At 70.0% G+C, this 19,307-nt stretch carries 19 protein-coding genes; 14 read left to right on the forward strand and 5 right to left on the reverse strand.

Annotated elements, in window-relative coordinates; all coding sequences use genetic code 11:
• Positions 1-111: 111 nt before the first annotated feature.
• Positions 112-1,938 (forward strand): bifunctional metallophosphatase/5'-nucleotidase, encoded by a 1,827-nt coding sequence (locus AB0395_RS22490; protein ID WP_366283333.1) that lies wholly within the window; start codon positions 112-114, stop codon positions 1,936-1,938.
• An 84-nt stretch (positions 1,939-2,022) separates the two neighbouring features.
• Here the strand turns inward: AB0395_RS22490 and AB0395_RS22495 are convergent, their stop codons facing one another.
• Positions 2,023-2,736 (reverse strand): response regulator transcription factor, encoded by a 714-nt coding sequence (locus AB0395_RS22495; protein WP_366283334.1) that lies wholly within the window; start codon positions 2,734-2,736, stop codon positions 2,023-2,025.
• 207 nt (positions 2,737-2,943) lie between these two features.
• Between AB0395_RS22495 and AB0395_RS22500 the strand changes: the two genes are divergently transcribed.
• From AB0395_RS22500 to AB0395_RS22540, 9 genes are all read left to right on the forward strand, one after another.
• On the forward strand, positions 2,944-3,195 hold the full coding sequence (locus tag AB0395_RS22500) for a MoaD/ThiS family protein (RefSeq protein ID WP_366283336.1): 252 nt from the start codon (positions 2,944-2,946) through the stop codon (positions 3,193-3,195).
• Positions 3,196-3,438: 243 nt separating this feature from the next.
• The gene (locus tag AB0395_RS22505; protein ID WP_366283338.1) at positions 3,439-4,119 is read left to right on the forward strand and encodes a DUF2993 domain-containing protein; all 681 of its coding nucleotides are present in this window, start codon (positions 3,439-3,441) and stop codon (positions 4,117-4,119) included.
• 206 nt (positions 4,120-4,325) lie between these two features.
• On the forward strand, positions 4,326-4,838 hold the full coding sequence (locus AB0395_RS22510) for a sigma-70 family RNA polymerase sigma factor (protein WP_366283422.1): 513 nt from the start codon (positions 4,326-4,328) through the stop codon (positions 4,836-4,838).
• A 17-nt stretch (positions 4,839-4,855) separates the two neighbouring features.
• On the forward strand, positions 4,856-5,644 hold the full coding sequence (locus AB0395_RS22515) for a zf-HC2 domain-containing protein (RefSeq protein ID WP_366283424.1): 789 nt from the start codon (positions 4,856-4,858) through the stop codon (positions 5,642-5,644).
• Positions 5,645-5,952: 308 nt separating this feature from the next.
• Positions 5,953-6,291, forward strand: coding sequence for a thioredoxin family protein (locus AB0395_RS22520; RefSeq protein WP_366283425.1), 339 nt, complete (start codon positions 5,953-5,955; stop codon positions 6,289-6,291).
• Positions 6,292-6,382: 91 nt separating this feature from the next.
• The gene (locus AB0395_RS22525; RefSeq protein WP_366283426.1) at positions 6,383-6,466 is read left to right on the forward strand and encodes a putative leader peptide; all 84 of its coding nucleotides are present in this window, start codon (positions 6,383-6,385) and stop codon (positions 6,464-6,466) included.
• Positions 6,467-6,529: 63 nt separating this feature from the next.
• Positions 6,530-6,928, forward strand: a complete 399-nt coding sequence (locus AB0395_RS22530; RefSeq protein WP_366283340.1) for a DUF4395 domain-containing protein — start codon at positions 6,530-6,532, stop codon at positions 6,926-6,928.
• A 15-nt stretch (positions 6,929-6,943) separates the two neighbouring features.
• The gene (locus tag AB0395_RS22535) at positions 6,944-7,783 is read left to right on the forward strand and encodes a sulfurtransferase (protein WP_366283342.1); all 840 of its coding nucleotides are present in this window, start codon (positions 6,944-6,946) and stop codon (positions 7,781-7,783) included.
• A complete protein-coding gene (locus tag AB0395_RS22540; RefSeq protein WP_352014620.1) occupies positions 7,783-8,079 on the forward strand; it encodes a DUF1416 domain-containing protein in 297 nt (98 codons plus the stop codon). The genes AB0395_RS22535 and AB0395_RS22540 overlap by 1 nt, the downstream gene beginning before the upstream one ends.
• Before the next feature lie 147 nt (positions 8,080-8,226).
• Here the strand turns inward: AB0395_RS22540 and AB0395_RS22545 are convergent, their stop codons facing one another.
• The gene (locus AB0395_RS22545) at positions 8,227-9,234 is read right to left on the reverse strand and encodes a DsbA family oxidoreductase (protein ID WP_366283343.1); all 1,008 of its coding nucleotides are present in this window, start codon (positions 9,232-9,234) and stop codon (positions 8,227-8,229) included.
• Positions 9,235-9,293: 59 nt separating this feature from the next.
• Between AB0395_RS22545 and AB0395_RS22550 the strand changes: the two genes are divergently transcribed.
• Together AB0395_RS22550 and AB0395_RS22555 are read left to right on the forward strand one after the other, a co-directional pair.
• The gene (locus AB0395_RS22550; RefSeq protein ID WP_366283345.1) at positions 9,294-9,848 is read left to right on the forward strand and encodes a TetR/AcrR family transcriptional regulator; all 555 of its coding nucleotides are present in this window, start codon (positions 9,294-9,296) and stop codon (positions 9,846-9,848) included.
• Between the two features lie 219 nt (positions 9,849-10,067).
• On the forward strand, positions 10,068-11,345 hold the full coding sequence (locus AB0395_RS22555) for a hypothetical protein (RefSeq protein WP_366283346.1): 1,278 nt from the start codon (positions 10,068-10,070) through the stop codon (positions 11,343-11,345).
• Here AB0395_RS22555 and AB0395_RS22560 read toward each other — a convergent pair.
• The 3 genes from AB0395_RS22560 to AB0395_RS22570 all read right to left on the reverse strand — a co-directional run bounded on the left by AB0395_RS22560 (position 11,335) and on the right by AB0395_RS22570 (position 14,044).
• Positions 11,335-12,030 carry a hypothetical protein gene (locus AB0395_RS22560; protein WP_366283348.1) on the reverse strand — a complete coding sequence of 232 codons (696 nt, stop codon included), beginning with the start codon at positions 12,028-12,030 and terminating at the stop codon, positions 11,335-11,337. The genes AB0395_RS22555 and AB0395_RS22560 overlap by 11 nt on opposite strands.
• Before the next feature lie 710 nt (positions 12,031-12,740).
• Complete coding sequence (locus AB0395_RS22565; protein ID WP_366283349.1) at positions 12,741-13,403, reverse strand: hypothetical protein; 663 nt, start codon at positions 13,401-13,403, stop codon at positions 12,741-12,743.
• Complete coding sequence (locus AB0395_RS22570) at positions 13,403-14,044, reverse strand: hypothetical protein (protein WP_366283351.1); 642 nt, start codon at positions 14,042-14,044, stop codon at positions 13,403-13,405. The genes AB0395_RS22565 and AB0395_RS22570 overlap by 1 nt, the downstream gene beginning before the upstream one ends.
• A gap of 165 nt (positions 14,045-14,209) precedes the next feature.
• Here AB0395_RS22570 and AB0395_RS22575 point away from each other — a divergent pair, with 165 nt between their 5' ends.
• Both AB0395_RS22575 and AB0395_RS22580 read left to right on the forward strand, forming a co-directional pair.
• Entirely contained in the window at positions 14,210-16,165 is a 1,956-nt protein-coding gene (locus tag AB0395_RS22575) for a hypothetical protein (protein ID WP_366283352.1), read from the forward strand.
• Between the two features lie 172 nt (positions 16,166-16,337).
• Entirely contained in the window at positions 16,338-19,307 is a 2,970-nt protein-coding gene (locus tag AB0395_RS22580; RefSeq protein ID WP_366283354.1) for an ATP-binding protein, read from the forward strand.

Here is a 19,307-nt window from a genome sequence, read left to right on the forward strand (position 1 = left end):
CCCGATTTCAACGGACGATCGGGGACTGGCAAAACCCGCCATCCTTCGGTCCGGTGAATCGTTACCTCTAGGACATTTCTTGCATAGGTAGCCACTTTAATGTCGTGGTTCATGATGTCTCGTACCTTCCAGCGCTTGGCCATGGCCGGGATCCTCGCCGGAGCCGGGATCGTGCTCGCGGTGGGGCCCGCGGCGGCGGGCAACAAGCCCTCCCAGCCCGCCAAGACCGTGCCGGTCCGCCTGCTCTCCCTCAACGACTTCCACGGCAATCTCGAACCTCCGACCGGTTCCTCCGGCCGCATGGTCGACGAGACCGGCGCGACCGTCGAGGCCGGTGGCGCCGCCTACGTGGCCACCTACCTCAAGCAGCTCTCCGACAAGAACACGCTGAAGGTCGCCCAGGGTGACCTGATCGGGGCCAGCCCGCTGCTCTCCGCGGCCTACCACGATGAGCCGTCCGTCGAGTTCCTCGGCAAGGTGGGCGTCACCGCCTCCGCCGTCGGCAACCACGAGTTCGACGAGGGGTACGGCGAGCTCAGGCGCATCATGTACGGCGGCTGCCACTCGGTTGACGGCTGCTCGCCCGCGGGCCCCTGGAAGGGCGCGAAGTACGCCTACCTCGGCGCCAACGTGATCTTCAAGGGATCGAACGGCACCGCGCGGAAGGCGGAGCAGGAGGCGCTCGCCGCGCTCAGTGGCCAGACCGGCGGCCAGAGCACCGGTTCGCTGCGCGCCCTGCTGAAGGGCTACGGCATCCCCGCGCTGCCCCCGGTCGCCATCCGCTGGATCAACGGCGTGCCGATCGGCTTCATCGGCCTGGTCACCCAGACCACTCCGAACATCGTCACCTCGGAGGGCATCAAGGACCTGCAGTTCATCGACGAGGTCAAGGCCGCGAACGTCGCCTCCAAGCTCCTCAAGCTGGTCGGCGTCAAGGCGCAGGTCGTGCTGGTGCACGAGGGCGACCAGGTCACCGCGGGCCAGTCGCCGGACGCCTGCAGCGCCCAGCCGGGCGCGGGCAACCGGATCGCCACCCAGGTCGACCCCGAGATCGACATGATCCTCAGCGGTCACTCCCACCAGGCCTACCTGTGCAAGGTGACCGACCCCAGCGGCGGCACGCGCCTGTACAGCCAGGGCGGCTCCTTCGGCCGCGTGATCACCAAGGTCGACTTCCAGGTGGACGTCCGCACCCGCGACGTCGTGCGGTCCTCGGTCGTCGCCGACAACCAGGTCGTGACCCGCACGGTCACCCCGGACCCGGAGATCGCCGCGTTCGTCCAGACGTGGAAGGACCGCGTCGCGCCGGTGGCCAACAAGCCGATCGGCAAGATCACCGCGGACATCCCCAACGCCGCGTCCCCGTCCGGCGAGTCGCCCCTGGGCAACCTCATCGCCGACGGCCAGCTCGCCTCGGCCAAGACCGGCGGCAACGCCCAGATCGCCCTGATGAACCCGGGCGGCGTGCGGGCGAGCCTCACCTACACGGGTTCGCCCGCCGGTGAGGGCGACGGCGTGGTGACGTACGGCGAGGCCTTCACGGTGCAGCCGTTCAACAACCTCGTGCAGGTGGTCACCCTCACCGGTGCGCAGCTCAAGACCGTTCTGGAGCAGCAGTTCACCGGCGGCCCCAACGCGCAGCCCTTCACCAAGATCCTGCAGCCCTCCTCGAACCTCACCTACACCTACAGCACGAGTGCCGCGTGGGGCTCGAAGGTCTCCAACATCAAGATCGACGGTGCCGCTGTGACGGACGCCCAGAGCATCCGGGTCGCCGCGAACAACTTCCTCGTCGGTGGCGGTGACGCGTTCGCCGGGTTCAAGGACGGCACGAACCTGTGGAGTGGCCCGCTCGACATCGACGCCTTCGCCGCCTACTTCGCCGCGAACCCGTCGATCACGCCCCCGGTCCCCAACCACATCACCGTCGTTCCCTGATCGCGCGGTAGCCGTACGGCCCCGGCCGGCGCGGCGTACAGCCGAGCACGAAGAAGCACAGAGGAGCGCGAGCCCGGTTCCGCGTCAGTGGCGGGCGGGCTCGCGCTCCTCGGCGGTCTCGGTGCCGCGCTCGGGGACGAAGCGGTAGCCGACGTTGCGCACGGTGCCGATCAGCGATTCGTACTCGGCGCCGAGCTTGGCGCGCAGCCGTCGGACGTGGACGTCGACGGTCCTGGTGCCGCCGAAGTAGTCGTAGCCCCAGACCTCCTGCAGAAGCTGGGCGCGGGTGAAGACACGGCCGGGGTGCTGCGCCAGGTACTTCAGGAGCTCGAACTCCTTGAAGGTCAGGTCCAGCGCGCGGCCGCGGAGCCGGGCGGTGTACGTGGCCTCGTCGATCGACAGGTCACCGCTGCGGATCTCGTCGGGAACCTCCTCCGCGGCGGACAGGTTCAGCCTGCCGATGGACATCCGCAGCCGGGCCTCCAGCTCGGCGGGACCCGCGCTGTCCAGGATGACGTCGTCCGCGCCCCATTCGGCGGTCATCGCGGCCAGGCCGCCCTCGGTGACGATCACCAGAAGGGGACAGGTGATGCCCGTGGTCCGCAGCAGCCTGCACAGGCCCTTGGCATGGGCGAGCTCGCGGCGCGCGTCGACCAGGACGGCGTCGGCGGGCGGGGTGTCGATCAGCGCCGACCCCTCCGCAGGAGCGACCCGGACCGAGTGCAGCAGCAGCCCCAACGCCGGAAGCACCTCAGAGGAGGGCTCAAGGGCGTTGGTGAGCAGCAGGAGATTGCTCACGATGCCTCCTTCCCGCGTCATGCCGGCCGATGGGCCGTACAAACACGTAAGGACCCGGGGGCTACGTCGCCCAGGTCCCGTGTAGGTGAGGATAGCCGACGAGGGTGAAGCGTCCACGGAGTGTCCACCTGATGAACATCGCTTTCCCTCGTGGATTCACCGTAACAGCACGGTGACCGTATGTGTGCGTGAGGGGTTGATCTGGAGATGGCGAGGGGCACGATTCGCTACTGGGCGGCGGCGAAGGACGCCTCGGGAGTCGCCGAGGAGCCTTTCGAGGCGGCGACGCTGGCCGAGTTGATGACGAATGTCACACGAGGGCGGGCGGAGTTGGCCCGTGTGGTCCGGCGGTCCTCCTTCCTGGTGGACGGGCATCCCGTGGGCAAACGGGCGCACGAGGCGGTCGTTCTCGCCGACGGGGTGACGGTCGAGGTGCTTCCCCCGTTCGCGGGAGGGTGACGACGGGCCGCGGGGCGGGAGTGCGCTCTCCCGGCGGGAGTGCCGTGATGTGTTTCTCCGGGTCACGTGACGTGTTTCTCCGGTTTACGGGGAGACCTGTCGGTGGCTCAGGCCTGAGGCGAGTGGATTTCATGATTGGTGTGGCGTTTTGGACAGCATTGCCGGGGGATGTGCTGCGGTGGCACCCTGGCTGAACCGAAGCACGGAACAGGGAGCCAACCGAGGCGCTGAACAGGGAGTCAGATGCGTAAGCTGGCCGCTTTTCTGATTTTGCTGCTCGTTCTCGGTGTGATCCTGGACAGGGTGGCCGTCACCGGGGTGCAGCGGGAGATCGCCACACAGGCGACCGCGAGATACGACCTCGAGAATCCGCCCGAGGTGACCATCCAAGGGATCCCGTTCCTGACCCAGGCGATCGCGGGGAGATACGACGAGGTCAAAGTCGCCGCGGGCCCGATGAGTCTCAGCGGGATCCAGCTCTCCGGCGTCGACTTCACCCTGTACGGCGTCACCGCCTCGCTGTCGGACCTGGTGCTTCACCCAGAAAGGGCGCAGATCCGCGCCGAGCGCGTCGCGGGCACCGTGGTGGTCCCGCTGCAGACGCTGAACCAGCGGGCGCCACGCGGGATCAAGATCGAGGTCGACGGCGACGCCCTGGCCGTCAACGGGCAGATCACCGTGCTGGGGCAGAAGGTGCCGGTCAAGGCCGACCTGAAGATCGACGTGGCCGAGGGGGAGGTACGGTTCACGCCGGGGAAGGTCACGCTGGGCGGCGGCATCCCGGTGCCCGATCCCGAACGGTTCATCACCTACCGGATCCCGATCAAGAACCTCCCGTTCAATCTGAAGGTGACCGGAGTGAGCGTCGTGCCCCAGGGGATAAAGATCTCCGGCGAGGCGGCCGACGTTCCTCTCCGCGGCTGAACCGGTTGCGCGGTTGAATGGCCCGGTGGGGCCTGGCCCGCGTCGGTGAGGCGCGGCCGGTGGTCCGCTCTTCTGGGCGGCCCCGACCGCCTCGCACCGCCCTGTTCCGCGCAGCCTGTCCGGCCGGATCGTGACCGTGAGCCGGACCCCGACCGAACAACCGAGCCGTGACTGAACCGAAGCGCTCCGCCGTACGTCGTGAGGATGTGAGCCAAGCCGGAACCGCCGATGAGCAGCTCGTCAGAGCGCTTTTCGACGAGCACGGCGGGCCACTCTACGGTTACGTTCTGCGGCTGACGGGTGACCCGGGGAGAGCGGAGGATGTCGTGCAGGAGACGCTGCTGCGGGCGTGGCGGCATCCTGACGCGCTCGGCGGGCGTCCCATCCGCGCGTGGCTGTTCACGGTGGCCCGCAATCTCGTCGTCGACCAGCACAGGGCACGCAAGGCACGTCCGCCGGAGATAGGGGACGAGGCGCTGGCCGTCGTGCCCGCCGACGACGAGTTGGAACGGGCCGTCGAGTCGTGGGCGGTCGCGGAGGCGCTGGCCACGCTGAGGCCGGAGCACCGTGAGGTGCTCGCCGAGGTCTACTACCAGGGAAAGTCGGTCAAGGAAGCCGCAGAGGCGCTCGGTATCCCTGCCGGAACGGTGAAGTCGCGCACGTATTACGCGCTTCGGGCGCTCAAGCTGGCGCTGGAGGAGCGGGGGCTCGCGCCATGATGATGACCTGTGACGATATGCGGATGTCGCTCGGGGTTTACGTGCTCGGGGCGCTGGAGCCCGAGGAGTGCGTGCTCGTCGAGGCGCACCTCGCCGAGTGCGACGGCTGCCGCGCCGAGTTCGAGGAGCTGACCGGGGTCGCCGGGTTCCTCGGCAAGGTGTCGGAGGAGGACGTGGCGCAGGCGGCCAGCCCGCCCCACGCGGTCCTGGAGCGGCTGCTCAGCGCGAGTGCCAAGAGGCGCAGGATGACCAGGGTGCTGCTCTCGCTGGCGGCCTCGGTCCTGGTGGTCGGGCTCGGCGGGACCATGTGGGCGGCGATGCGGCCCTCGGAGAACGCCGGTGACCTGGCGCTGCCCACGTCCGTCTCGGCCTCGGCCGGTGGCGAGAGCGGCTACGCGCAGAGCGCGCCGAAGGAGAAGAGCGACCGCTACGCCGTCGCCCCCCCCTCCGCTGCTCCCTCGGGCGGGGCCTCCGACGAGGCCCGGATCATGGACGTTCCGGATGGGCAGAAGAAGTTCGAGGGCAGGAACCAGTCCGTCCACGCGACGGTGACCATGAGCGAGGGGGAGGGGACGACGACCGTCAAGGTCGTGCTCTCCGGAGTCGCGGCGGGCACCCCCTGCAAGCTGGACGTGATCGGCGCGGGCGGGGTGCGGCAGACGGCGGCGAACTGGGTCGTCAACAAGCCCGCCTACGAGAGGTCGGGGCCCTTCACGGGAACCACCACGATCCCGTTCAGGAGCATCTCCAGGTTCGAGATCACCACGGCGGAGGGCCGGGTGCTGGTCGGCGTCCGCGTTCCCTGATGTTCCCTGATGTTCCCTGATGTTCCCTGAAACGACTCCGACCGATACCGCCACCGGCGGCCCGCGCGCTCCGGGCGGGGCGCGCGGGAGCCGGTGACACGCCGGGAGCGGGTGAAGGCTCTGTCGGGGGGCAGGGCCTGCCGCTCTCGACCCCACCCCCGGCCTTGGCGGAGGCCGGGGGCAGGGGACGGGCGGGAATGGCCGGGCACGGCCGGGTGTTGTCGTGCTCTGTGACCGGATTGGCAGTGGTGCTCGTCACATTGGCTGTGGCCACGCTGGTCGGTGTGGTCGTACGGCGGCGCAACGGCGTGCCGCGTGACGTTGGGGGCGGCGTGGAGCGACTGACATCCGGTGACCTCGACACCTCCCTGGGAGAGCGGGCGACGCTGGTGCAGTTCTCCAGCGCCTTCTGCCAGCCGTGCCGGGCGACCCGCAGGATCCTGTCCGAGGTGACGGACATTGTGCCGGGAGTGGCGCATGTGGAGATCGATGCGGAGTCCCGGCTCGACCTCGTTCGCTCGATGAACATTCTGCGCACCCCGACTGTACTGATCCTTGACGCGTCAGGGCGTGTTGTGAAACGTGCCTCCGGGCAGCCACGTAAGGCCGATGTGATCGGGGCCCTCGGCCTCGCCATTGGTGAGTGAACGGGGCAGCATACCGCCCGTTGAGCAATTTTGTCTCACAAGTTGGACAGGGATGTGACAGACGATGGAGCGCCGGGGTAGTGTCTTGGGCATGAACCCCACGACAGAGCTGCTGACGAAGCGGCGCGCGGTTGATTTTTGCCGCGTGACCACCGCGCTCTGTCGTCTTTCCTAAAGGGCGATCTCAAGCGGCCTTTGAGCCGCACCGATCTGTATAACCCTTCAGGAGCATCGAGCGATGCACGTTGATCCCCGAGCCCTTCGCTTCTCCGCGGCTTTGACGACTGTTGTCCTCGCTCTCGTTCTCGTGACGAGCAGCGGGTTGCTACTGGCCGCCCAGGCCGTGGTGTTCGCGCTAGGTCTTTTCGGCGCCTCGCCGTACGGGATGATATTCAAAGGGATAGTGAAGAGTCCTCCCCCGGAGTTGGAGGACGCAGCCCCGCCGAGTTTCGCGCAGGGACTGGGTCTCTTCTTCGCTCTGGTGGGTTTGGTCGGTTACATCACACAGATCACGCCGCTGGCCCTCGGCGCCACCGCTGCGGCCCTGTTCGCCGCCTTTCTCAATGCCGCTTTTGGTTTCTGCCTCGGCTGCGAGATGTTCCTGATCATTCGCCGTCTACTGCCCGCCGCAAGTTAATCCCGGAGGATTCCAATGAGCCGCTCCGCCGTCCTGGTGGACGCTGACTGGGTCGAGGCCAACCTCGACGCCGATGGCATCGTCCTCGTCGAGGTCGACGAAGACGCCAGTGCCTATGACAAGGGCCACATCCGTGGCGCTGTGAAGATCGATTGGAAGCAGGACCTCCAGGACCCCGTCCGCCGCGACTTCGTGGACCGTGAGGGCTTCCAGGCGCTGCTGTCCGCCCGGGGCATCGGCAACGACGACACCGTGGTCCTCTACGGTGGCAACAACAACTGGTTCGCCTCCTACGCGTACTGGTACTTCAAGCTCTACGGCCACGAGAACGTCAAGCTCCTCGACGGCGGCCGTAAGAAGTGGGAGCTCGACTCCCGCGAGCTGGTCAAGGACGTTCCCGCGCGTCCCGCGACGAACTACCAGGCCAAGGAGCAGGACCTGTCGATCCGCTCCTTCCGTGACGACGTCGTCGCCGCGATCGGCAAGCTCAACCTGGTCGACGTGCGCTCGCCCGACGAGTTCACCGGCAAGCTGCTCGCCCCCGCGCACCTCCCGCAGGAGCAGGCCCAGCGCGCGGGCCACGTGCCGACCGCCCGCAACATCCCGTGGTCGAAGGCCGCCAACGACGACGGCACCTTCAAGTCCGATGAGGAGCTGAAGGCCCTCTACGAGGGTGAGGGCGTCGACTTCAGCAAGGCCACCATCGCCTACTGCCGCATCGGCGAGCGCTCGGCCCACTCGTGGTTCGTTCTGCACGAGCTTCTCGACCAGGCCAGCGTCACCAACTACGACGGTTCGTGGACCGAGTACGGCTCGCTCGTGGGCGTGCCGATCGAACTGGGAGAGGCCCGATAATGACTCAGGGATGCGCAGCTCCGGAACAGACGATTGCCCTTCCGGCCGGGATCGACCTTTCGACCCAGGCCGTCATCCAGGGAGTGGTCTCCGGCACGGGTACGGCTTACGCCCGTCTGCTGGACCACTCCGGCGAGTTCACCGGCGAGGTCGTGGTGTCCGAAGAGGGCATCTTCCGCTTCTTCGCCGCTCCCGGTGAGTGGACCGTTCGCATCATCGCGGGCGGCGGCGTCACCAAGGACATCCCCGCCCAGGCTCGCCTGGGCGAGGTCACGCAGCTCGCCGTGGCTGTCTGACCCGTTCACCGAAGAAGAGAGAGCCGGCTTCCCGTCCAGGGGGGGCCGGCTCTCTCCTTTTCCCGGGGCCTTCCGGCCTTTCACCGGCCTTCTGCGGCCTTCTGGGGCCTTTCTGGGCTGGACCGGGTTCCGGGCGCGTCGCGTGGATCAGGTTCCTGCGCGTTCCGCCACCCGGCGGAGCGCGCCGGTGTAGTCGGGGTCGGGGGACATGGCCGCCGCCAGGCGCAGGTGGGGCAGGGCCTCGGCGTGGCGATTGGACCGCTCCAGAGTCCTGCCGAGCAGGAACCTTGCGTAGTGGTCGCCGGGGGCTCGCTCGAGCAGGGACTCCAGCGTCTCCCGCGCCCGGCCGAGCTGGGCCGAGCCGAAGTAGGCGCGGGCGGCCAGCATGCGCACCGCGGAGTCGTCGCCGTGCCCGTCCAGCAGCGGGCGCAGCATCTCCAGGGCGCCGAGAGGGTCACGGGCGTCCAGCAGGGACTCGGCGTGGCGAAGGCGCCTCACCTCGTCGGGAAGCTCGCGCTCGGGGACGGCGTGCCGTACGAGGTCTCGCAGCACCTCCGGCGGCTGGGCGCCGGAGACCGCGGAGCCGCCGACCACGAAGGTCGGAGAGGTGACGATGCCGATGGCCTTGCCCCGCAGGAGCTGGAAGCGGACCTCGGCCGTTCCCCGCCCTGAGGCGAGCGCCTCGCTCATGCCGTCCAGACCGGCCTCGGTGGCGAGGGCCACCAGGGTCGCGTGGTCGCCGAGGTTGGCCGCCTCGGTGAAGTGGGCGCGCAGAAGCCGTTCCACGACGGCGTCCTGCAGGACCGGGCCGCCTCGCTCGTGGGCGAGGGCGATCACCCGGTGGGCGTCGAAGGTGTTCGGCCGCCAGACGGCGCCCCAGCGCGGGCCGAGCCTCTCCTGCGCCGCGACGCCCGCGACGCGGTCGCGGTTTTCCGCGGGCGTGAGGGCCGGGTGACAGGCACGCAGGGCGCCCTCGGCGACCGGGTCGCGCAGCGCCGCGTCCAGGGGCTCCGCCTCGGCCGGGGCCATCGGGTCGATCTGGTAGGGACGCCAGACGACCTCCACGTCCTCGCCGAACCCCGCCTTCTCCAGGCGCTGCCTGCCGATGTAGGCCCAGGCGCAGACCATGTCCGCCCAGACTTCGATGCGCTTCATGACCGATGCAACAAACGACACCTGTCGTTTATTCGACAGGTGTCGTTTAATCTTGTGGAGTGCCCGAAGACGATCCGAGAATCCGCAGGACCCGTGCCCGGCTGCGCTCGGCGGTCCTGCGGCTGGCCGTCGAGCGTGACCCCGAGTCGATCACCGTCGCGGAGATAGCCAGGGCGGCCGAGGTCAACCGGGCCACGGTCTACCTCCACTACCGTGACCGCGACGATCTCGTGCTGGACGCGATGGAGACGGCGATCGGCGAGCTGGCGGCCCAGGCGGCGCGGTGTCCCTACCGCGAGCCGGGGCCGGTTCCCGCGTCGCTGGTCGCGCTGTTCGACCACGTCGGCACCCGGGCCCCGCTGTACCGGCGGATGCTCGGCCCGCACGGCAGCGCCCGCTTCTGTGCGCGCCTGCGCGAGGTGCTGGCCGCTGAGCTGCGCGCTCCGTTCGCGACGGGCTCCCGGCCGCCCGGCCACGACGACGTGCCCCCGGAGGTGCACGCCCACTACGTTGCGGGCGCGCTGGTCGGGGTCGTGACCTACTGGCTCGGGGAGCACCCGCCCCGCCCGGCCGAGGAGATCGCGGCGTCCGTGTGGGGCCTCGTCCGCGCCTGAGAGGGGTTCTTGAGAGGCCTGAGAGGGGTTTCTGAGAGGAAGGACGGGCGTTCCCTCCGGTGGTTCTCGTGGCGGGCGGAGTCCGGGGCCGTGACGGTGCCGTGACGGTGCCGTGACGGGGTGGGCGGCGGGTGCCGGGGTGGTTCGATCGGGCTGCGGTCCGCCGAGGGAATCGCTAGCATCCATCAGGTGTCCGGAACGCCTGTTATGTCCCCGCCGTTGCCATCGCCGCGAGCCGCGGGCTCGGCGCAGGGCGCGCTCACGGCGTACTCCCTGCCCCTGCACGCTCTCAGGATCCTGGGCGCGTGCGGCGTCTCGCTGGTGTTGTGGTTCTCCGCGGGACGGGCGATCCGCGCCGCCCTGTTGTGGACGGCCACCGAGGTGTCGCACGGGGACTACCGCCAGGTGCGGCTCGTCATCACGATGCTGCTCTTCACGTTGATCGTGCTGAACGAGCTCGTCGTCATGATCGGCATGCTGTACTCCGTGCGTGGCGCGCTCAGGGAGATCCAGGTACGGCGGGCGGGAGACGAGGCGGACGAGAGCCTGTTCGACGCGCTGAACCGGGCCACGCTCGTCTTCGCCACGATCTACATGGCCTGGAGCTTCCACGTGGAGGACGCCAGGCAGTTCGTCGCCCTCGACCGGACGCACAACATCGGCGAGGACCTCTTCTCCAGATCGCTCACCGGTGAGAAGATCACGACCGCCACCGGCCTGACGGACCTGGACCTCCGGCTCTCGATCGCGATCACGGTCGTGGCCTACGGGCTCAAAACGCTGTTCGGGTGGTGGCACACGAACGACAAGGTCAAGGGAAGCGGCATACTCACGACCTTCTTCGAGCTGGCCTTCGCCTTCTACGGCGTCAACGCGATGTTCACCCTTGTCTCCGCGCGCTCGGACTGGCTGTCGAGCCGGGTCGTCATGACCACCTTCCACGGCTGGATCGAGCAGGCGGAGGGAGGTGTCCCCGGCTGGAAGGAGGTGACGGCGGCCATCGGAGAGGTCTGGCCGTACATCGTCTCTGCCCTGGTCGAGCCGCTGACGTGGCTGACGGTCGCCGCGCTCGTCTACGGCGCGTTCGCCGAGGACACTCGCGCGGTCGTGCGGGGAACGCGGCTGGACGCCGTGGCCGACCGGGTCGAGCAGGCCCACACCCTGACCCGCACCACCATGACGCGGGCCACGACCGGGTTCCAGGAGCGCTGGGTTCCGCCCGCCAACGCCTTCCGGCTCGCCGTACGCGGAGGCGCCGCCCTCTTCGGGATGTTCTGCCTGTGCTACGTGCTCATCCGGGTGGGAACCGACTACGCCGACCAGGGCGTGCGGATGCTGGTCGGCAACGAGGAGCCCTACATCTGGGTGTTCCTCGGCAATCCCGTCGAGATCATCAGGCAACTCGTCGTCAAGGTGCTGACCGTCTGCCTTCTCGCGGCCACGTTCGACATCGCGGCCACCCGCAGCCGCGAGGCGGGAGAGGTGGTCAGCGCCTGAAGCGCAGCACGTCGGCGTTCGACTCGCGGTCCTTCGCGGCCCGCTTCATCATGTCCTGCACCGACTCGTTCTCCAGCGTTCGCACGGAGCTGGGACGCACGTAGACCTCGATCTGGGCGGAGAGCGCTTTGGGCACCATGCTGATCAGGTTGTAGTGGTAGGGCGTGCCGACCTTGTGGTCCTTGGCCTCAAGAGGCATGTCGTCGTCGACGACCTCCGCCTTCCAGGTGCGCCCATCAGGAGCCTTGACCTCGACTTCGGGGGAGGCACGCCTGATCACCCCCTCGGGATCGAGGGAGACCCGGGTGAGCTTGATCTTCAGCCACTGGCGGTCGGCCGCGATCGGGCGGGCGTTGGGCAGGTTGTCCACCGCTTCCACGCCCACCTGCCAGGACACGTGCTTGAACGTCGCGGTCGCGCCCGCCGCGAAGGTGTGGATCAGATCGGCGGGCCGCGCCTCACGGTAGGTGTTGTACCCGTCCCACGTGGGAATCGCGATGGCCACCGCCAGGGCCAGGACGGCGCCCGCGACGCGCAGCGCCGTACGGTCTCGCCTGGTCTGTGGCGGATCGGCGGCGGGCGGGGTAGGCGGGGTAGGTGTCTGGGCCGGGGCGGGCGGGGTGGCCGGGGCAGGTGGCGTGGGGGAGGGCTGGAAGGGCTCCTGCGTCATCGCGAGGGGCTGCATGGCGGGGATGGACGGCCGGGGCAGAGGGGAGGCGGGAACGGCGGGAAACGGCTGTGTCGAGGCTCCGGGAGGTTCGTTCCGGGAAGCGGCCGGAGGCCAGACCTGCCGGTCGGAGAAATCATGGCGCGTCTCGGGAAGCCAGGGGACGCCGGCCGCGGGCCTCTGCCCCGGCACCGCCGCGCCGGGAAAGGACGCAGGGCCGCCCACGCCGACATGGCCAGGGGGCGGCGCGGCGTGACCTGGGACCGGTGTGGCGTGGCCTGGAGACGGTGCGGCGTGACTCGGGGCCGGTGTCGCGTGGCCTGGGGGCGGTGTGGCGTGGCCTGGAGGAGGTGCCGTGTGGTTTGAGGGCGGTGTGGCGTGGCCTGGAGACGGTGCTGTGTGGTTTGAGGGCGGTGTGATGGGGCCGGGGGGCGGTGTGGCGTGGTTTGAGGGCGGTACGGCGTGGCGGGGGGACGAGGCGGGGAGGGACTCCGGCAGGCCGCCAGGACGCGCCTGGCGTGCCTCGGGAGCGGCCGGGGCGGCCGGTGGCTGGGGCCAGGTTCCCTGCGACCATGAGACGCCCTGCTGGTGAGCGGGCGACGGGGAGGCGTGTCCGGACGGAGGCGAGGGAAGCGGGGAGGCGTGTCCGGGCGGGGGCGCGGGAAGCGGGCCTTCCTCGGAGGCGAACCAGTCAGGTGATCTGTCGTCTTCGGGATGCGGCGTGCCCGTCACTTCTTGTTCCCCAACGGATAGACGTCCTTCGCCTCGGACACCAGACGGGCCGCGGCGGCCTCGTCGAGGCCGAGATCGATCTCCACCTCCGGTGCGGAGGGCTCGGTGATGGCTCCCCCCGCCGAGCTGACCACGATACGGGCTCCGGCCAGTTCGGAGGCCGGAAGCTCGAAGACGGCGGGGCCGGAAACCCACCAGCCTGGCTGGACGAAGAACTGCTTGATGGTCTGGGTCTCGTTCACCCTGTCCGTCGCGCTGTAGCGGCGGCCGCTCTGTGTCAGGATCTCCTGCGAGACGATCCGCTGCGGCTCCCAGGTCGACTGGGCGGCCAGGTCGACCACGAGGAAGATCGCCGTGGTCGTCGCCCTCTGCGGTTTGCCGTTGGTTCCCGTTGTCTCGATCGCCTTCGCCGCGTGCACGGCCTTCGCCTGGACCCAGACGCGCGAGGCCTTCACCTCGTCTCCGAGACCGCCGGTCCAGGTGAGCGGGGCGCCACGGTCGTCACGCGTGTACGCGAAGGTCTGCGCCCACACCGCCGTCGCCGCGAGCGCGACTCCGGCGAGCAGGCCGCCCAGCTTGCGCCATCGGCTCGGCGGGGCGGGGGCCCTGCGGCGCCGGCGGGCCGGCGTCCTGGTGCGTTCCGGGGCGACGGTTCCCATCAGGTGGTTTCCTTCTGCCGGACCGGGAGGGTGACCTGCGCGGCGACGGTCGGCGGTCCTTCCGGGTCGTCCTTGACGAGCACCCAGCCGAAGTTCTGGGTGAAGCCCTCGTTGAACTCGAAGGTGCCCACGTCGAGCTTCACCTGCTTGGGAGGGTGCTGGCCCCCGGTGAGCTCGTACCTGACCACGACGGTCGAGGTGACCCCGGGGTGCAGTTGCCTGCCCGGGACGCTGTCGCCCGAGACGGAGGTGAGCGGGCCGTACGGGCTCTTGATCTCTGGCGTCATCTTGAGCAGGCCCGCACCGAAGGAGAGCCCTTCCTTCTTCTCGTACCAGGGGAAGCCGACCTGCGCGGTTTCCTCACCGGTGTTGGTGACCTCCATCACGAGCTCCAGGAAGCGTTTGCCCGTCCCGCCGAACGGGTCGGCCTGGAAGACGGTGCGAGACTCGACGAACTTGGTCGTGAACTCGCCCTGGTTCAGGCTCGCGCCGGGGCCGAGCTGTTTGGGAGGCTCTTTGGGGGCTTCGGCGAGACCGCCGAAGGCCGCGGTGACTCCCAGACCGGTGGCCACCACCAGAGCGGCTATCGGGACTGCGACCGGGCGCCGTCGCCTGTTTTCGCCACCGGGGGGAGACGTCATGACAAAGGATGGTAATCGCTTACCTTCACCCCATCCGACTCATTCATCCCTTAAGTAGCGGTGAACATGGGGAAAATACAGCAGATTGGCGGGAACGCTGCCCGAATCGGAGGTCCAACTCTTACGCTGTCTCCGAGGCGGCGAGAGCCCTATGGCGGAGGTTCCGTGGCGGACGTGCATCCCGAGCATGCGCAGCTCCAGGCGGACCGGATCTACCTGGGCTGGCAGTATGCCTTGCTGCACCCGGATCCTGGTCCTGCTCCCCGACGACCGTCCCCGGCGGACGACGGCGTGGCCGTCGTCGACGACCCGGCCGACGCCGAGTGGATGCGCAGGGAGCGGCTCAACGAGGCCCTGCTGAACCGGCCGGTGAAGATCTTCAGGGTGTTCATGACCGCGCTCGCGGTGCTGATCCTCGTCCTCGGGGTCACGGAGCTGCTGAGGTGGTCGTTCGCCGCCGCGGGACTGGTCGCGGCCGGCGGGGTCGCGGTCTTCTGCAGCTACGCCATCCACCAGGGCGACCGGGCGGTCAGGCACCGGATCCGCGAGCGCCAGGCGGTCGGTGACCGGCAGCGTGAGGAGCGCGACAGGGAGCTGTTCCAGGCGCAGGAGGAGCACGCGGAACGCTACCGGGAGTGGGCGGAGAAGAAGGAGCGCTACGAGCGGCAGCTCACCTGGTACGCCGTGACCGTGCCGGACGAGATCGACCGGATCGACGTGGCGGGCGGCACGCTGCCCGGCTGGTCCGCGCTGATCACCCTGCTCGGGGCGACCCGCCTCTACAGCGGCGGACACCTGACCGTGCTCGACCTGTCCGAGGGCGCGATCGCCAAGGACCTGATAGAGCTGGCGCGCAGGGGCGGCGATGACCCGCTGGTCTGGGTGCTCCCCGGCGACCTGCCCCGGCTCGACCTGGGCGCGACGTTGCCCCCGGAGGCCTTCGCCGACGTGCTCGCCCACGTGGTGAGCGTCAGCGAGGAGCACCGCACGACCAGGGACCTGTCGTTCGACAACGCGATCCTGGAGCGGGTGCTCGAGGTTCTCGGCGAGAACGCCACGATCAACCAGGTCACCGCCGCCCTGCGGGCCCTGGCCCAGGTCGGCGACCCGCGCGACGATCTCCTGAGCGGCCTGATCACCGCGAGCCAGCTTGAGCGGATCGGCACGCTGTTCGGCCGCGGGGTCAGCGACCGGGTGGTGATCGAGCGCGCCTGGGCGTTGGAGTCGCAGCTGCGCAAGCTGGAGACGCTCGGCTCCGAGGCCGTACGGCTGCCGCCCGCGCGCCTGCGGGTGGTGTCCATGGACCGGCAGGCGGGCGTGTTCGGCAACCGCGTCCTGGGCACCTACGTGGCCACCGCGCTCACCCACATCCTGCGCCAGTCGCCCGCCTCCGAGCGGCCGTGGTACCACACGATCATCGTCGCGGGCGCGGACAAGCTCCGCGGTGACGTGCTCGACCGGCTGATGGACGCCTGCGAGACCTCCAGGACCGGCCTGGTTCTCACCTACCGCGCGCTCACCCCGACCGTGCGCGAGCGCCTGGGGCGGGGGCACGCGGCGGTGACGTTCATGCGCCTGGGCAACGCGGAGGACGCCAGGATCGCCAGCGAGCACGTCGGCACCGAGCACCGCCTCGAGCTCGCCCAGCTCACCGAGACGATCAGCGCCGCGGGCGCCGGGACCGACGGCGGCTACGTCTCGACCGTCGGCCAGGCGGACGAGGGCGAGGACGCGCGGGACGTGAGCGGCACCGACCTCAAGGAGGACATCACCGAGTCGACCGAGTGGGGCCGCCAGGCGACCAAGGCGATGGGGGAGACCGAGCGGGTCCTGCACCGTTCCAGGGAGTTCCTCGTCGAGCCCCACCAGCTCCAGCAGCTGCCGACCACGTCGGTCATCGTCACCGACGCGACCGCCCAGGGCCGGAGGGTCCGCCTCGCCGATGCGAACCCGGCCATCCTGACCTTCCCCAAGACCACGCTCGGGGAGTTCGACGAGATCAAGGAAGCCGTGCTCGAGCGCGCGGAGGAGGCCCGGCGCCACGAGCCCAGCCTCTTCGAGGACGCGCCGCCCAACCTCGGGCCGCCCCCGGCCAGGCTCGACTGGCGCAGACGCCAATGAATCGCTCGTTTCTGGTAATGACATCGTCAATGCGGAGGTGCGATCCCCGAGGGAGGTTCGACCTTGGTTGCCGGGGTACCCCGCCCCCGGGTCTCCGCCATCCCGTCCGGCGGAGCGATCCATGAAGCGTCGACCCCCCGGTCTAGAGCCGGGTCCCCCGGGTGGAGAGCAAATGCAACCGAGCGTGTCCCGTCCTCCCAACCCCCTGGCCGGTCCGTGGTACCGGATCCAGGCCATCACCGCCCCCTCGCGCAGCTCGTCGGCGGAGTGGGACTTCGTCACCGTCCTGCCCGCCGTGCTCTCCGCCGCCCAGCGCAACCGGCCCTTCGTGGTCGGCTGGCTCTCCCGGGGCTCCGGCGCCCCGCTGGAACTCATCACCAACGCGGGGCCGCTGACCCCGCCCCGCCCGCCCCGCAGGGCCGCGGCGGAGCCGGAACCGGTGCCCGCGAGCCCCGAGCCGCTGCTGTTCCCCAGCGGCGCGCGAGGCGTGCGGATCGGCGACGAGTGGCTGCGCGACCTGTCCGACCTGGCGTGGGCCGTCTGCCCAGGACGCCAGGCCCCGCCGCTCGGCGGGCGTCGCGAGCCGGACGCCGACGAGATCAAACGGCCGACGCTCTTCGAGTCGACCCTGGTCACGCTCATGTCCCGGCCGTTCGCCTGGCTGGTGATCGCCGAGCAGACCGACCTGCTCGACGCGGAGGTCGCGCACCTGCGGACCCAGCTCAACGTGCTGAGGCAGTACGGCGACGCCTCGGAACGCTCCCGCTACGACGCCGAGCGCGCCGAGCGGCGCATGCAGGAGCTGGACGCCTTCCGCGAGGCGGGGCTGTGGAGCGTGCGGGTGCTGGCCGGCGCCGCGGGACCCGAGGAGCTGCGCCAGATCGCCCCCGTGCTGGTCGGCTCCGCCGAGATGAGCCACCACCCGTACCGGCTGCGCAGCGCCCTGACGGGCCCGGTGCACGGCTTCGTCGAGGCGCTCTCGGTGACCCTGCAGGACCCGGCGGACGGCACCGCGGCCCCGTTCGCGGCCACCGCGGGCGCGCTGGCCGCTCTGGCGGGGCTGCCCCGCAGGGAGGTGCCGGGGGTCAGGGTGCTCGACGCCGGGTTCTTCGACGTGACCAGCGAGGCGGACGTCACACCGGGCGCGCTGACCGTCGAGCTCGGCTCGATCCTGGACGGCCAGGACAGGGCGGTCGGCTCGTTCAAGGTCCCGCTCGCCACCCTGAACCGGCACGCGTTCGTCACCGGAGCGACCGGCTCGGGCAAGTCACAGACCGTCAGGCACCTGCTGGAGCAGCTCACCGGCGCCGGGATCCCCTGGCTGGCCATCGAGCCCGCCAAGTCCGAGTACGCCGCGATGGGCGGCAGGGTCGAGCACCTCGCCCCGGTCACCGTGATCAACCCGTCGGCCCCCGACAGCGTGCCGTTCAGCGTCAACCCGCTGGCCCCCGAGCCCGGCTATCCGGTACAGGCCCACATCGACATGGTGCGGGCGCTGTTCATGGCGGCCTTCGACGCGGAGGAGCCGTTCCCGCAGATCATGTCGCTCGCGCTGCAACGGGTGTACGAGGCCAACGGCTGGGACGTGGTCACCGGGTGGGCCGCGCCCGGGGCGGCCGTGCGGCCCGCCGTACCGACTCTGGAGCAGTTGCAGCAGCACGCCATGGACGTGATCCAGGAGATCGGCTACGGCAAGGAGGTCCAGGCCGACGTCGAGGGCTTCATCTCGCTGCGGCTGCGGTCGCTGCGGGTCGGCTCAGCGGGCCGGTTCTTCGAGGGCGGCCACCCGGCCGACATCGGCGACCTGCTCCAGCGCAACGTGGTGTTCGCGATCGAGGACGTCGCCAACGACGAGGACAAGGCGTTCCTGATGGGCACGCTGATCATCCGGATCGTCGAGCACCTGCGGATGCGGGCGAGGAAGGAGCGCAGCAGCGGCCTGCGGCACGTCATCGTGATCGAGGAGGCGCACCGGCTGCTGCGCGACCGGGGCGCGGGGCGGGCCAGCACGCACGCCGTCGAGCTCCTGGCGGGCATGCTCGCCGAGATCCGCGCGTACGGCGAGGGCATCGTGGTCGCCGAGCAGATCCCCACCAAGCTCGTCTCCGACGTCGTGAAGAACACCGCGCTCAAGGTCGTGCACCGGCTCCCGGCCGAGGACGACCGCCAGCTCGTCGGGGCGGCGATGAACCTGAGCGAGGAGCAGTCCCGGCAGGTCGTCTCGCTCCAGCCGGGCGTCGCCGCGATCTTCGCCGACGGGATGGACCGGCCGCTGCGGGTGCAGGTGCCGCTGGGAGAGGGCCGAGAACGGCTGCTCCCCGGCCACATGCCGCCGATCTGCGGCCGCCGTTCCGCGGCGTGCGGCCAGGAGTGCAGGACGGGACGGGCGTGCACCCTCGTCGAGCTCCGCGAGGCGGACCTGCTCGCCGACGCGCCCGAGTGGGCCTGGCTGCGGATCTGGACCGACACCCTGGTGCTGGCGTTCTGCGCCAACCGTCCGGTGCCGGGGGTCCCCAGGGTGCTCGCCGACCTGTGGGCCGAGCTGCCGCTCAGGCGGCGCGAGTGCCTGCTGGCCACGGCGGTCGAGCGCAGCGTCGGGCGCAGGGCGTGGTCGCTGCGGACCATCGGCGACCCCGCGAAGCTGACCGAGCAGGTCGCGGCGACCGCGACCCGGCTGCTCGGCCCCGACAGGGAGCCGGGCGAGCGGCCGGGCCCCGCCTGGGTCATCCCCCAGGTCCGCTGGCTGCACGAGGTGGACAGACTTTTCCCGTACGGCCAGCCCGCGCCCAACCCGCGCGGTGCCGCGCCGGTCATGGAGTACGTCCTGTTCACCCGCCAGCCCAACGGCACCGAGCTATTGGGCCACCGGGCCAAGGCGCTGCGGCACCACCCGCTGTCCATGGAGGTCGACCGCAACAGGGCGCTGGCCTGGCGGGTCATCCTCGGGGACGACGAGCACGAGCGGGTCGAGCAGGACGTCCTGATGGTGACGATCGGCATCGATCCGGCAGAGCGGCTGCGCCACGTGGCCCAGACGATGGGGGCGGGGTGGCTGGAGAGCGTCCTGTCGTGGCCGCGCCGCTTCGTGCTGCCGTTCGACGCCGCGTCGCCGGAGAGCGCAGAGCTGGCCTTCAGCGAGTGA

The sequence above is a fragment of the Streptosporangium sp. NPDC051023 genome, assembly GCF_040689595.1.
Taxonomy (GTDB): Bacteria; Actinomycetota; Actinomycetes; order Streptosporangiales; family Streptosporangiaceae; genus Streptosporangium.

What these genes read in the sequence shown, in the direction of transcription:
- AB0395_RS22490 (WP_366283333.1), top strand. Translation starts at nt 112, where the DNA reads ATGATGTCTCGTACCTTCCAGCGCTTGGCCATGGCCGGGATCCTCGCC.
- AB0395_RS22500 (WP_366283336.1), top strand. Translation starts at nt 2,944, where the DNA reads ATGGCGAGGGGCACGATTCGCTACTGGGCGGCGGCGAAGGACGCCTCG.
- AB0395_RS22505 (WP_366283338.1), top strand. Translation starts at nt 3,439, where the DNA reads ATGCGTAAGCTGGCCGCTTTTCTGATTTTGCTGCTCGTTCTCGGTGTG.
- AB0395_RS22515 (WP_366283424.1), top strand. Translation starts at nt 4,856, where the DNA reads ATGCGGATGTCGCTCGGGGTTTACGTGCTCGGGGCGCTGGAGCCCGAG.
- AB0395_RS22525 (WP_366283426.1), top strand. Translation starts at nt 6,383, where the DNA reads ATGAACCCCACGACAGAGCTGCTGACGAAGCGGCGCGCGGTTGATTTT.
- AB0395_RS22530 (WP_366283340.1), top strand. Translation starts at nt 6,530, where the DNA reads ATGCACGTTGATCCCCGAGCCCTTCGCTTCTCCGCGGCTTTGACGACT.
- AB0395_RS22535 (WP_366283342.1), top strand. Translation starts at nt 6,944, where the DNA reads ATGAGCCGCTCCGCCGTCCTGGTGGACGCTGACTGGGTCGAGGCCAAC.
- AB0395_RS22540 (WP_352014620.1), top strand. Translation starts at nt 7,783, where the DNA reads ATGACTCAGGGATGCGCAGCTCCGGAACAGACGATTGCCCTTCCGGCC.
- AB0395_RS22545 (WP_366283343.1), bottom strand. Translation starts at nt 9,234, where the DNA reads ATGAAGCGCATCGAAGTCTGGGCGGACATGGTCTGCGCCTGGGCCTAC.
- AB0395_RS22560 (WP_366283348.1), bottom strand. Translation starts at nt 12,030, where the DNA reads ATGCAGCCCCTCGCGATGACGCAGGAGCCCTTCCAGCCCTCCCCCACG.
- AB0395_RS22565 (WP_366283349.1), bottom strand. Translation starts at nt 13,403, where the DNA reads ATGGGAACCGTCGCCCCGGAACGCACCAGGACGCCGGCCCGCCGGCGC.
- AB0395_RS22570 (WP_366283351.1), bottom strand. Translation starts at nt 14,044, where the DNA reads ATGACGTCTCCCCCCGGTGGCGAAAACAGGCGACGGCGCCCGGTCGCA.
- AB0395_RS22580 (WP_366283354.1), top strand. Translation starts at nt 16,338, where the DNA reads ATGCAACCGAGCGTGTCCCGTCCTCCCAACCCCCTGGCCGGTCCGTGG.